Source organism: Cryobacterium sp. 10I1 (genome assembly GCF_035019805.1).
In the GTDB taxonomy this organism is placed as follows: domain Bacteria; phylum Actinomycetota; class Actinomycetes; order Actinomycetales; family Microbacteriaceae; genus Cryobacterium; species Cryobacterium glucosi.
Genome location: NZ_JASJVF010000012.1, coordinates 18,253 through 29,727, shown reverse-complemented (window position 1 = coordinate 29,727; position 11,475 = coordinate 18,253). Strand labels below are relative to the sequence as shown.

Annotated in this window: 13 protein-coding genes; 11 read left to right on the top strand and 2 right to left on the bottom strand. The window is 67.6% G+C overall.

Features of this window, described 5'->3' with window-relative positions:
* From lepA to hemW, 3 genes are all read left to right on the top strand, one after another.
* On the top strand, positions 1-1,268 hold a 1,268-nt coding region (gene lepA / locus QN345_RS02650; RefSeq protein ID WP_323508435.1), incomplete at its 5' end, for a translation elongation factor 4.
* A gap of 4 nt (positions 1,269-1,272) precedes the next feature.
* Positions 1,273-1,920, top strand: a complete 648-nt coding sequence (locus QN345_RS02645) for a DUF1990 family protein (protein ID WP_134446060.1) — start codon at positions 1,273-1,275, stop codon at positions 1,918-1,920.
* 2 nt (positions 1,921-1,922) lie between these two features.
* Positions 1,923-3,149 (top strand): radical SAM family heme chaperone HemW, encoded by a 1,227-nt coding sequence (gene hemW, locus QN345_RS02640; protein WP_322189668.1) that lies wholly within the window; start codon positions 1,923-1,925, stop codon positions 3,147-3,149.
* An 11-nt stretch (positions 3,150-3,160) separates the two neighbouring features.
* Here hemW and QN345_RS02635 read toward each other — a convergent pair whose 3' ends face one another.
* Both QN345_RS02635 and QN345_RS02630 read right to left on the bottom strand, forming a co-directional pair.
* The gene (locus QN345_RS02635) at positions 3,161-3,529 is read right to left on the bottom strand and encodes a DUF4870 domain-containing protein (RefSeq protein ID WP_241975265.1); all 369 of its coding nucleotides are present in this window, start codon (positions 3,527-3,529) and stop codon (positions 3,161-3,163) included.
* 81 nt (positions 3,530-3,610) lie between these two features.
* Positions 3,611-4,033: a DUF4870 domain-containing protein gene (locus QN345_RS02630; protein WP_134446058.1), complete on the bottom strand. Its 423-nt coding sequence runs from the start codon at positions 4,031-4,033 to the stop codon at positions 3,611-3,613.
* 167 nt (positions 4,034-4,200) lie between these two features.
* Here QN345_RS02630 and hrcA point away from each other — a divergent pair, with 167 nt between their 5' ends.
* From hrcA to era, 8 genes are all read left to right on the top strand, one after another.
* Positions 4,201-5,214 carry a heat-inducible transcriptional repressor HrcA gene (hrcA, locus tag QN345_RS02625; protein ID WP_134446057.1) on the top strand — a complete coding sequence of 338 codons (1,014 nt, stop codon included), beginning with the start codon at positions 4,201-4,203 and terminating at the stop codon, positions 5,212-5,214.
* Between the two features lie 62 nt (positions 5,215-5,276).
* On the top strand, positions 5,277-6,389 hold the full coding sequence (gene dnaJ / locus QN345_RS02620) for a molecular chaperone DnaJ (protein ID WP_134561406.1): 1,113 nt from the start codon (positions 5,277-5,279) through the stop codon (positions 6,387-6,389).
* Between the two features lie 4 nt (positions 6,390-6,393).
* Positions 6,394-7,167: a 16S rRNA (uracil(1498)-N(3))-methyltransferase gene (locus QN345_RS02615; protein ID WP_322135910.1), complete on the top strand. Its 774-nt coding sequence runs from the start codon at positions 6,394-6,396 to the stop codon at positions 7,165-7,167.
* Between the two features lie 24 nt (positions 7,168-7,191).
* Positions 7,192-7,581 carry an HIT domain-containing protein gene (locus QN345_RS02610; protein ID WP_134558466.1) on the top strand — a complete coding sequence of 130 codons (390 nt, stop codon included), beginning with the start codon at positions 7,192-7,194 and terminating at the stop codon, positions 7,579-7,581.
* Between the two features lie 100 nt (positions 7,582-7,681).
* Positions 7,682-8,698: a PhoH family protein gene (locus QN345_RS02605; RefSeq protein WP_134446126.1), complete on the top strand. Its 1,017-nt coding sequence runs from the start codon at positions 7,682-7,684 to the stop codon at positions 8,696-8,698.
* Positions 8,695-9,162: an rRNA maturation RNase YbeY gene (gene ybeY / locus QN345_RS02600; RefSeq protein ID WP_134446053.1), complete on the top strand. Its 468-nt coding sequence runs from the start codon at positions 8,695-8,697 to the stop codon at positions 9,160-9,162. Before QN345_RS02605 ends, ybeY begins: the two co-directional genes overlap by 4 nt.
* Positions 9,159-10,487: a hemolysin family protein gene (locus QN345_RS02595; RefSeq protein ID WP_322135909.1), complete on the top strand. Its 1,329-nt coding sequence runs from the start codon at positions 9,159-9,161 to the stop codon at positions 10,485-10,487. Before ybeY ends, QN345_RS02595 begins: the two co-directional genes overlap by 4 nt.
* Positions 10,471-11,373 carry a GTPase Era gene (era, locus tag QN345_RS02590; RefSeq protein WP_134446051.1) on the top strand — a complete coding sequence of 301 codons (903 nt, stop codon included), beginning with the start codon at positions 10,471-10,473 and terminating at the stop codon, positions 11,371-11,373. The genes QN345_RS02595 and era overlap by 17 nt, the downstream gene beginning before the upstream one ends.
* Positions 11,374-11,475 lie beyond the last annotated feature (102 nt).

Here is an 11,475-nt window from a genome sequence, read left to right as displayed (position 1 = left end):
ACTTCTGCATCATCGCGCACATCGACCACGGCAAGTCCACCCTCGCCGACCGGATGCTGCAGATCACCGGCGTCGTCACCTACGTCCGTATGATCGACGGCAAGCTCAGCCCGCGCGAGAAGATCCAGATGATGTCCACCCGGGCGACGCACGAGATCCTCGAGATCGGCGTGACAAGCCCCGAACCGACCCCGAGCAAGGGTCTCGGCGTCGGCGAGGTCGGCTACCTGATCACCGGTGTGAAGGACGTCCGCCAGTCCAAGGTCGGCGACACCGTCACGACCGCGCTGCGCCCGGCAACCGTCGCCCTCCCCGGCTACACGGAGCCCAAGCCGATGGTGTTCTCCGGCCTCTACCCGATCGACGGCAGCGACTACCCCGCTCTCCGTGAAGCACTCGACAAGCTCAAGCTCTCCGACGCGTCCCTCGTCTACGAGCCGGAGACATCCGTCGCCCTCGGCTTCGGGTTCCGCTGCGGGTTCCTCGGGCTGCTGCACCTCGAGATCATCACCGAGCGCCTCGACCGCGAGTTCAACCTCGACCTGATCACGACGGCCCCGAGCGTGATCTACGAGGTCTCGACCGACGACAAGAAGTCCGTCACCGTGACGAACCCGAGCGAGTTCCCTGACGGCAAGATCGCCAAGGTCGAGGAACCGATCGTCAAGGCCGCGATCCTCGCGCCCAAGGATTACGTCGGCGTCATCATGGAACTCTGCCAGGGCCGCCGCGGCACCCTGCTCGGCATGGAATACCTCGGTGAGGACCGGGTCGAGATCCGCTACACGATGCCGCTCGGCGAGATCGTCTTCGACTTCTTCGACCAGCTGAAGAGCAAGACCGCCGGGTACGCCTCGCTCGACTACGAACCGATCGGCTCGCAGGAGGCAGACCTGGTCAAGGTCGACATCCTGCTGCAGGGCGAGCAGGTGGACGCGTTCAGCGCCATCGTGCACCGCGACAAGGCATACGACTACGGCGTGCTGATGACCGGGCGGCTGCGGAAACTCATCCCACGGCAGCAGTTCGACGTTCCGATCCAGGCCGCGATCGGAGCCCGCATCATTGCCCGCGAATCGATCAGCGCCATCCGCAAGGACGTCCTCGCCAAGTGCTACGGCGGCGACATCTCCCGCAAGCGCAAGCTGCTCGAGAAGCAGAAAGAGGGCAAGAAGCGCATGAAGATGGTCGGCCGCGTCGAGGTGCCGCAGGAGGCCTTCATCGCCGCGCTCTCGGGGGACGAGCCGGCCAAGAAAGAGAAGAAGTAGGCGGATGCGGCGTTCCACCTTCACCGACGCGGCCGTGACCTATGCGGCGATCGGCGGCACCCTCGCCCCCGATCTGCTCCGGTACCCGCCGCGCGGTTACCGGCCGCTCGAACGCACCGTTCGCCTCGGCAGCGGTGAAGAGCGGTTCCGGACCGCTGCCGCGCTCCTGATGACCTGGGGCGTGCAGCTCGGCAGTGGCATGACCGTCACCGACCTCCAGCAGAGCACCGGCGTCCAGTACTCCGGGATCGTGTTCAACGCCGACGGCACCCCCTCGGTGAACCAGGAGCACCCGGTCGACGAGGCGACGTTCGCCGACGACGGCACCCCGTACATCGTCAACGGCATGTCCGCGCGCCTCTCGGTGGCAGTGGGCCCGTTCACCGTCGACTCGCCCGTACGTGTCGTCTACGTCATCGACGAGACGGACCGCATCGGTTTCGGCTACGGCACCCTTGACGGCCACCCCGCGAGCGGCGAGGAGGCGTTCATCGTCGACCGACAGGCCGATGACTCCGTCTGGCTGACGATCCGGGCCTTCTCACGTCCGAGCACCTGGTACTACCGGCTCGCCTGGCCGATCGTCCGCATGCAGCAGGCCAAGTACACCGCCCGCTACCTGCGCGCCCTGCACCCGGTCGGCGCGGTCTGACGATGGGCAGCGCCCTTCCCCTCGGCGATCCGGCACCGCGCGACGGCCTGCTCCCGGCATCCGCCGCCGTCGGGGCATCCGAGCGCGACTTCGGCGTGTACCTGCATGTGCCGTTCTGCCGGGTGCGCTGCGGCTACTGCGACTTCAACACCTACACCGCGACCGAGCTGCGCGGAGCGTCCCAGCACGACTACGCGGGCCAGGCCTTCGCCGAGGTCGAGTCCGCAGGGCGCATCCTCCGCGACTCCGGGGTTCCGGACCGGGAAGCCGCGACGGTGTTCTTCGGCGGCGGCACCCCCACACTCCTGCCCGCTGTGGACCTGGTCCGGATGCTCGACTCCGTCCGCGACACCTGGGGCCTCGCGGACGGCGCCGAGGTGACCACGGAAGCCAACCCGGACTCCGTCGACGCCGCCTACCTCGACACTCTCGCCGCCGCAGGCTTCACCAGGGTCTCCTTCGGCATGCAGTCCGCCGTGCCCCGGGTGCTCGCGACCCTCGAGCGCACCCACGACCCGGAGCGCATCCCGCTCGTCACCGGGTGGGCCCGCGATGCCGGGCTCGACGTCAGTCTCGACCTCATCTACGGCACGCCGGGGGAGACCCGTGCCGACTGGCGCGCGAGCCTCGAGCAGGCCATCGGCCTGTCCCCGAACCACATCAGCGCGTATTCGCTCATCGTCGAGGACGGCACGAAGCTCGCAAGGCAGATCCGCCGAGGCGAACTCGCCCCCGTCGACGAGGACACCCAGGCCGAGTTCTACGAACTCGCCGACGAACTCCTCGACGCGGCCGGCTACGGCTGGTACGAGGTCAGCAACTGGGCGACGGATGCCGCGCACCGGTCCAGGCACAACCTCGCATACTGGCGCAGCCAGGACTGGTGGGGGGTCGGACCCGGTGCGCACAGCCACGTCGGCGGCGTGCGGTGGTGGAACGTCAAGCACCCCTCCGCATACGCCGACCGGATCCTCGCCGGGGACTCACCTGCCGCAGGGCGCGAGACCCTCGACGACACGACCCGCGAGGTGGAGCGGGTCCTCCTGCTCACCCGCATCCGGGAGGGCATCCGGATCGACTCGCTCTCGCCGCTCGGTCGCCGCGAGGTCGCCGGTCTCATCGCCGATGAACTCGTCAACGCGAAAGCCGCCCTCTCCGGGACGGTCGAACTGACCAGGAGAGGACGGCTTCTCGCGGACGCCGTCGTACGGCGGCTTCTCGCGGATTAAGGTGCTGCGGTCTAGCTGACGAACTTGATGGTGAGCGGGTAGGTGTAGTACTCGCCCTTGTTGGCCGCGAGGGCCGCGATGATGCTGAAGACGACGCTCAAGACCCAGACGGCGGGCAGCAGCAGGAACCCGACCAGCGCCAGCGTCAGCACTCCGCTGACCACATAGGCGATGGCCAGGGTGATCTGGAAGTTGAGCGCCGTCGCCGCGTGCGCGCGGATGAACGGGCCGCGGTCCTTGAGCACGAGGTAACCGATGAGCGCGGGCACGAACTCGAAGAGGATTCCGCCCACGTGGATCAGGGTGGCCCACAAGCGTTCGTCCGACGGGTTCATCGGCGTAACGGGCTGGTAGGAATTGGCGGGGGGTGGTGTGGACATTCGGGCTCCTTGTACGCGTTATCTGGTTGTGCTGGTCCCGCGAGATACTCCGGGTGGTGTGAGGTTCCGCCGGTCGCCGCGCTACTTGATGAGACGCAGGGCGAAGGGGTAGCGGTAGGCCTGGCCGTCCTTCGCCTTCAGGAACCCGAGGATCGAGAAGATGATCGCCACGACCCAGGCGGCGAAGATGATCAGGGCACCGACGAACGGGAGGATCGAGCCGATCACGTAGAGGATGGCGATCGTGATCTGGAAGTTCAGGGCTTCCTTGCCTTCCTGGGCGGTGAAGCGACCGCGATCCTTGAACACGAGCCAGATGATCAGGGAGGGGAGCGGGCCGATGATGCCGCCGAGGTGCGCGAAGGACGCCCACTGGCGGTCCTCGGTCTCGGTGAGGGGAGCAGCGGCAACGGGTGTGGGTGCTGCCGGCTGGTATGGCTGCTGCGGGGGGCGCTGGCCCAGGTTCGGATCTTCGCCGTTGTTACCGGTTGAATTGCTCATCATCGTGCCTTTCCGTGCGGATGGAGGACCGTTACAAGACTCAAGGTACTGCGCCCAATCATCCGCTAGCAATGGGGGTGTCCCCGTGTGTCGCGATATGATTGGCAGTCAAACGCCGTGAGTGCCAAAGTCGCCGGCACCCAGTCACCCGGAAAGGAGGCGATTCAGTCATGGTTTCGGATCGCAGCCTCGAAGTTCTGCGGGTCATTGTTCAAGACTACGTCGCCTCGCGCGAGCCCGTCGGGTCAAAAACCATCGTTGACCGGCATTCCTTCGGAGTGTCGGCGGCGACCATTCGCAATGACATGGCTCTCCTCGAGGAGGAGGAGCTCATCATCGCCCCGCACACCTCCTCAGGGCGGATCCCGACCGACAAGGGGTACCGGCTCTTCGTCGATCACCTCGCCGATCTGCGCCCGCTCTCCGCAGCGCAGCGCCAGGCCATCGAGACGTTCCTCGGGCAGTCCGCAGACCTCGACGAGGTTCTCGCCCGCAGCGTCCGGTTGCTCTCCCAGCTCACCCACCAGGTCGCGCTCGTGCAGTACCCCTCGCTGTCTCGTGCGAGGGTGCGCCACATCGAGCTCGTGGCGCTCTCGGAGACCCGGCTCCTGTCCGTGCTGATCACGGATGCCGGCCGGGTCGAGCAACGCGTGATCGAGCTGCCCCGGCCGCTCGAGGAGCAGCTGCTGGTCCGCCTCCGCGCCCGCCTCAACGCCGCCGTGGTCGGCCTCAGCATGAGCGCAGCAGCGATCGCGCTCACGGATGCCGCCGACCTGGCCGGCGAGCAACCGGACGTTGTCTCCCTGGTCACCCTCACCCTTCGCGACCAGGTCGGTGCGAACCGGCAGGAGCGGCTGGTGATGGCCGGCGCCGCGAACCTCGTGCGCACGGAGGAAGACTTCACCGGGAGCATCTATCCGGTGCTCGAGGCCATCGAGGAGCAGGTCGTCCTGCTGCGCCTCTTCGGCGAGATGGCGACAGACCAGCATGGGGTGTCGGTGAGTATCGGCAGGGAGAACGCGCCATTCGGACTCTCCGAGACCAGCGTGCTGACCAGCGGCTACAGCTCGCAGGGTGGAGACCTTGCCCGCCTCGGCGTCCTGGGCCCCACCCGGATGGACTACTCGAACAACATGGCGGCCGTCCGTGCCGTCGCCCGCTACCTGTCCCGCCTGCTCGAATAGGCGAGTCCCTCGACCAGCCCCCACGCCGCACACCTACGAAAACAGACCTAGGAGAGCCAGCTTTGGCTGACCATTACGAAGTACTCGGCGTCGCACGCGATGCCTCCACCGACGAAATCAAGAAGGCGTACCGTCGCCTCGCCCGCCAGCTCCACCCCGACGTGAACCCCGGCGCGGATGCGTCTGAGCGGTTCAAGCACGTCACCCACGCCTACGACGTGCTGAGCGACCCGAAGCAGCGCGACAACTACGACCACGGCGGCAACGGCCGTACGGGCGGAAACGCCGGGTTCGACGGCAACTTCGGCAACTTCGGCGACATCTTCGAGACCTTCTTCGGAGGGGGCGGCGGCAGCCGTGGACCGAGGTCTCGCCGCGAACGCGGCCAGGACGCCCTGATCAGGGTCGAACTCGACCTCGACGAGATCATTTTCGGAACCCACCGCGACCTCGAGGTCGACACGGCCATCGTCTGCGCGACCTGCAGCGGAACCTGCTGCCAGCCGGGGACCGCCCCTGTCACGTGCGACATCTGCCACGGCACCGGCAACATCCAGCGCGCCGTGCGCTCCCTGCTGGGCAATGTGATGACCTCGAGCCCCTGCGGCTCCTGCCGCGGTTTCGGCACGATCATCGCAACCCCGTGCGTGACCTGCCAGGGCCAGGGCCGTGTCCGCGCCCGCCGCACTGTTCCGGTCGACATCCCCGCCGGCGTCGACACGGGCCTGCGCCTGCAGATGCCCGGGAGCGGAGAGGCCGGACCTGCCGGCGGCCCCAACGGCGACCTGTACCTCGAAATGAAGGTCCGCCACCACGACGTGTTCAGCCGCGACGGTGACGACCTGCTCTGCACCCTCGACGTGCCCATGACGGATGCGATCCTCGGCACGACCACGACGGTCAAGGCCCTCGACGGCGACATCACCGTCGAGATCCGTGCCGGAGTGCAGGGCTCCGAAGTCATCACGGTCAAGGACCGCGGAGTCTCGCGCCTCCGCGGCAATGGCCGCGGCGACCTCAAGGTCGGGATCCACGTCGTGACGCCGACCAAGCTCGACCACAAGGAGAGGGAACTGATCGAACAGTTCGCCGCGAAGCACAAGTCCCCGGCTCCCGCGCTCAGTGCGGTGCAGCAGGGACTCTTCGCGAAGCTCCGCGACCGGTTCCGCGTCTAACCGGATGGCGCACTTCTTCATCGACGAGTCCCTCCGCGCGGAGGACTGCCCCGTCGGAGCCGTCGCGACCATCACCGGTGCCGAGGCCAGGCACGCGGTCACCGTGAGCCGGGTCCGGCCGGGGGAGCACCTGCTCGCCGGGAACGGGTCCGGCCTGCTCCTGGAGACGACCGTCGAGGAAGCGGAGACCGGACGGCTGGTCCTGCGGGTCGACAGCGCGCGGAACATCGCGAGGCCGAGCCCGCGCATCCGCCTTGTTCAGGCACTCGCCAAGGGCGACCGCGACGAGATGGCGGTGCAGGCCGCGACCGAACTCGGCGTCGACGGCGTCGTTCCGTGGGCGGCCGCCCGCTCGGTGACGCGCTGGGAGGGCCAGAAGGTCGCCAAGGGACGGGAGCGTTGGCGCGCCATCGTACGCGAGGCGTCCAAGCAATCGATCCGGCCCTGGCTTCCCGAGGTCGCAGACCTCACGAGCACCAAACAACTCGCCGTGCTGGCGCGGGGCACGCGGATGCTGCTCCTCGAGCCCACCGCCGACATCCGGCTGACCCGGTTGCCGTCGATTGACGACGCGGCCGACGCGGCCGATTCCCAGGCAACCGCGGCGCGGGACATCGTGCTCGTCGTCGGTCCGGAGGGTGGCATCGCCGCCTCGGAACTCGAGATGCTCGAAGCCGCCGGGGCCGTGCGGGTGCGCCTCGGCGACACCGTGCTGCGCACGTCGACGGCCGGGCCCGCCGCCCTCGCCGTGCTCAACGCCGCCCTCGACCGGTGGTGACCCCCGGCAGGTTAAGATAGGACCATGTCAGAAACCGGCGCAGAACCCTCCGTCTTCAGCCGCATCGTCGCGCGCGACATCCCCGCGACCATCGTCGCCGAGACCGAACGCATCATCGCATTCGTCGACATCAACCCGCAGGCCCCCGTGCACATCGTCGTCACGACCAAGACGGAGGCGTACCGCAACGTCGTCGAACTCGCCGCCGGCGACCCCGGACTCCTTGCCGAGCTCGTCGCCGTCGCCGGGCGGGTCGCCACCGAGCTTTCCGACGGCCAGTTCCGCCTCGTCTTCAATACCGGCGCCGCCGCCGGACAAACCGTGTTCCACGTCCACGCCCACGTGCTCGCCCTGAAACCGTCGGAGGACGGGGCGACCGGCTCGCTCGGGGAGGGAACACTTGGTTCCGTCTGAGCTGTCTGAGCCGTCAGAGAAGTCCGTGCCGTCCCTGCCCTCCGGTGCGCTCCCGTCCGAAACGACGGTCGAGACCCGGATCCTCATCGACGGGGTCGCCATGGTGCGCCTCCTCGGCGCGCAGGACCGGCTGCTCGGCGCGATCGAGAAGGAACACCCCGCGGTCAGCGTGCACGTCCGCGGCAACGAGATGACGCTCTCCGGTGAGCCGAGCCAGGTCGCCGCCGCCCGCCGTCTGATCGAAGAATTGCTCGTGATGATCCGCGAGGGCCGTGACCTCGCGCCGGCCGAGGTCGAGTCGAGCGCCCGCATGCTCGGCGAGGACAGCACCTCGAGCCCCTCCGTTCGCCTCGGGCCGCCGATCCTCACCTCACGGGGCAAGAGCATCCGCGCGAAGACGATCGGCCAGAAGGAATACGTCGATGCCATCGACACCGACACGATCGTTTTCGGGATCGGCCCCGCCGGAACCGGCAAGACCTACCTCGCGATGGCGAAGGCTGTCCAGGCCCTGCAGCGCAAGGAGGTCGACCGGATCATCCTCACCCGTCCGGCCGTCGAAGCGGGGGAACGCCTCGGCTTCCTGCCCGGCACCCTGACCGACAAGATCGACCCCTACCTGCGTCCGCTCTACGACGCGCTCGGCGAGATGATGGAGCCGGAACTCCTGCCGAAACTGCTCGCGGCCGGCACGATCGAGGTCGCCCCGCTCGCCTACATGCGCGGCCGCACCCTGAACAACTCCTTCGTCGTCCTCGACGAGGCGCAGAACACCACGCCGGAACAGATGAAGATGTTCCTCACCCGGCTCGGCTTCGGGTCGAAGATGGTCGTCACCGGCGACGTCACCCAGATCGACCTGCCCGCAGGCACGAGCGGGCTGCGCCTGGTGACCCGGGTGCTCGACACGGTCGACGACATCCGCTTCGTGCGCCTGACGAGCGCGGATGTCGTACGCCATTCCCTCGTCGGCAGGATCGTCGACGCGTGGACCGAATACGACGCACTCAGGCAGGCGCAGCGCATCGAAAGCGAACAGGCCCACGAGTTCGTCAAGCGCGGCCCAGAACGACCCGGCGGCATCCGCGACCGCTTTCCGAAACGGAGACCCTCATGAGCATTGAAATCAACAACGAATCCGACATCCCGGTCGACGAGGTCGCGCTCCAGCGCCTCGCGGCCTTCGCCCTCGACACCATGCACGTGCACGCCGACGCCGATCTCGCGATCCTCCTCGTCGACGAGGGCGCGATGGAGCAGTTGCACGTGCAGTGGATGGATGAACCGGGGCCCACCGATGTCCTGAGTTTCCCGATGGACGAACTCAGGCCGGGCACAGAAGACGCCGAAACACCGGCCGGCCTCCTCGGTGACATCGTGCTCTGCCCGCAGGTCGCCCAGGGCCAGGCCGAGACGGCCGGGCACTCGACCCTTGACGAGCTCCTCTTGCTGACCGCGCACGGGATCCTGCACCTTCTCGGCTTCGACCACGCGGAGCCCGACGAGGAGAAGGAAATGTTCGGGATCCAGCGCGACATCCTGATCGGCTTCGCCATGCAGGAACGCCGCCGCGCGCGATGAGCATCGGGTGGTTTCTCGTGGCGGCCATCGTCCTGGTCGCCTTCGGCGGCCTGATGGCCGCCGTCGATTCCGCCATCCTCGCCCTCTCCCGCGTCGACATCGCCGAGCTCGCCGAGACCCACCGGGCGAAACGGTCCCTCCGCGCGATCTCCGCAGACACCGGCGCCCACCTCAATGCGATCAGCTTCATGCGGATCATCGCAGAGACGACCTCCGCGGTGCTCGTGACCCTCGTCTTCGCCACCACGATCGAGCAGCTCTGGCTCGCCCTCGTGCTGTCCGCGGCCCTGATGACGGCCGTGTCGTTCGTTCTCGTGGGCGCGAGTCCGCGCAGCGTCGGCAGGGCGCACCCGGACGGGTTGCTGGCCGGGACCGCGCCGCTCGTGCACTTCCTGCGCGTACTGCTCGGGCCGATCGCGAACGCCCTCGTCGCCCTCGGCAACCGGGTCACCCCGGGGCGCACCCGGCTCGCGACCTTCACCTCGGAAGACCAGCTGCTCAGCATGGTCGACGAGGCCACCGAGCTCGACGTCCTCGAGGAGGACGACCGGGAACTCATCCACTCGATCTTCGAGTTCAACGACACCGTCGTCCGCGAGGTCATGATCCCGCGCACCGACATGGTGACGATGGAGGTCGATGCCTCCCTCGGCGAGGCGATGGGCCTCTTCCTGAGCAAGGGCTTCTCCCGAGTGCCCGTCATCGACGGCGAAGTCGACGATGTCACGGGCATCGTGTACCTCCGCGACGTCGCCCGGCTCGTCTACGAGCGACCGCCGAACATCGAGAGCCTCACCGTCGGCGACCTCGCCCGGCCCGCCGTGTTCGTCCCCGAGTCGAAGAAGGCCGACGAGCTCCTCCGGCAGATGCAGCTCGAGTCTAACCACCTCGCGATGGTCGTCGACGAGTATGGTGGCATAGCGGGCCTGGTCACGCTTGAAGACCTGATCGAAGAACTCGTCGGCGACATTTCCGACGAGTACGACCGTGATGTCGTCGAGGTCGAAGACCTCGGCCACGGCCGGTTCCGGGTCAGCGCCCGGCTCCCGGTCGATGAACTCGGCGAACTGTTCGACCTCGAACTCGACGACGACGAGGTCGATTCGGTCGGCGGACTGCTGGCCAAGGCCCTCGGACGACTGCCCGTTGCCGGGTCGGTCGCACGAACGAGCGGGCTGGTCCTCACCGCGGAACGCACCGAGGGCCGCCGCAAACGGATCAGCACAGTGCTGGTCCAACGAGACGAAGCGCTGATCGAAGTGCAGACCGCATTCCTCGGAGTGACGGACGATGAGGGAGTAAACGGCCATGACCACAGAAAATGAATTCCGGGCGGGGTTCGTGTCGTTCGTCGGCCGACCCAACGTCGGCAAGTCGACCCTCACCAATGCCCTGGTCGGTGAGAAGGTCGCCATCACCTCGTCGAAGCCGCAGACGACCCGGCGGGCCATCCGCGGGATCGTGCACCAGAAGGACGGCCAGCTGATCCTCGTCGACACGCCGGGCATCCACAAGCCGCGGACCCTGCTCGGCGAGCGACTCAACAGCCTCGTCCAGTCCACCCTCGCCGGTGTCGACGTGGTGGGCCTGTGCATCCCCGCCAACGAGCCGATCGGCCCGGGGGACCGCTTCATCAACGAGCAGCTCGACAACTTCCCGCGCGCCCGCAAGGTCGCGATCGTGACCAAGATCGACCTCTCCTCGAAGACGAGCGTCGCGAACCAGCTGCTCGCGGTGTCCGCACTCCGGGACTGGGAAGCGATCGTCCCGATCTCGTCGACGAGCCGCATCCAGCTCGACATCCTCGCCGCCGAGCTCCTGCGCCTCCTGCCGCTCTCCGACGCCCCGCTCTACCCCGCGGATGCCGTCACGGACGAAAGCCTCGAATCGCGCATCTCCGAGTACATCCGTGAGGCGGCGCTCGAGGGCGTCACCGACGAACTGCCGCACTCCATCGCCGTGACGATCGACGACATCATCGAACGCGACGACCAGGAACTCGTCGAGGTCTACGCCAACCTCTTCGTCGAGCGGGACAGCCAGAAAGGCATCATCATCGGCAAGTCAGGCAGCCGGCTCAAGGACGTCGGGGTGCGGGCGCGCAAGCAGATCGAACCCCTCGTCGGCAAGCGGGTCTTCCTGTCCCTCCGGGTCAAGGTCGCCAAGGAATGGCAGCGCGACCCGAAGCAGCTCGGTCGCCTCGGGTTCTAGGGGTTCGTCGCCCTGAACCTTTGCTGGGGACGGGCAGGCCTGCCAGCATCCTTCCCTGAGCTATTGCTCAGAACCCGCGATTTGGCGGGAAGGCCATCCCTC

Excerpts from the sequence above, each read along its gene's own strand:
- QN345_RS02610 (WP_134558466.1), top strand. The coding sequence starts at position 7,192 with ATGTCAGAAACCGGCGCAGAACCCTCCGTCTTCAGCCGCATCGTCGCG.
- era (WP_134446051.1), top strand. The coding sequence starts at position 10,471 with ATGACCACAGAAAATGAATTCCGGGCGGGGTTCGTGTCGTTCGTCGGC.
- QN345_RS02605 (WP_134446126.1), top strand. The coding sequence starts at position 7,682 with ATGGTGCGCCTCCTCGGCGCGCAGGACCGGCTGCTCGGCGCGATCGAG.
- QN345_RS02645 (WP_134446060.1), top strand. The coding sequence starts at position 1,273 with ATGCGGCGTTCCACCTTCACCGACGCGGCCGTGACCTATGCGGCGATC.
- QN345_RS02635 (WP_241975265.1), bottom strand. The coding sequence starts at position 3,529 with ATGTCCACACCACCCCCCGCCAATTCCTACCAGCCCGTTACGCCGATG.
- hrcA (WP_134446057.1), top strand. The coding sequence starts at position 4,201 with ATGGTTTCGGATCGCAGCCTCGAAGTTCTGCGGGTCATTGTTCAAGAC.
- hemW (WP_322189668.1), top strand. The coding sequence starts at position 1,923 with ATGGGCAGCGCCCTTCCCCTCGGCGATCCGGCACCGCGCGACGGCCTG.
- QN345_RS02615 (WP_322135910.1), top strand. The coding sequence starts at position 6,394 with ATGGCGCACTTCTTCATCGACGAGTCCCTCCGCGCGGAGGACTGCCCC.
- ybeY (WP_134446053.1), top strand. The coding sequence starts at position 8,695 with ATGAGCATTGAAATCAACAACGAATCCGACATCCCGGTCGACGAGGTC.
- QN345_RS02630 (WP_134446058.1), bottom strand. The coding sequence starts at position 4,033 with ATGATGAGCAATTCAACCGGTAACAACGGCGAAGATCCGAACCTGGGC.
- QN345_RS02595 (WP_322135909.1), top strand. The coding sequence starts at position 9,159 with ATGAGCATCGGGTGGTTTCTCGTGGCGGCCATCGTCCTGGTCGCCTTC.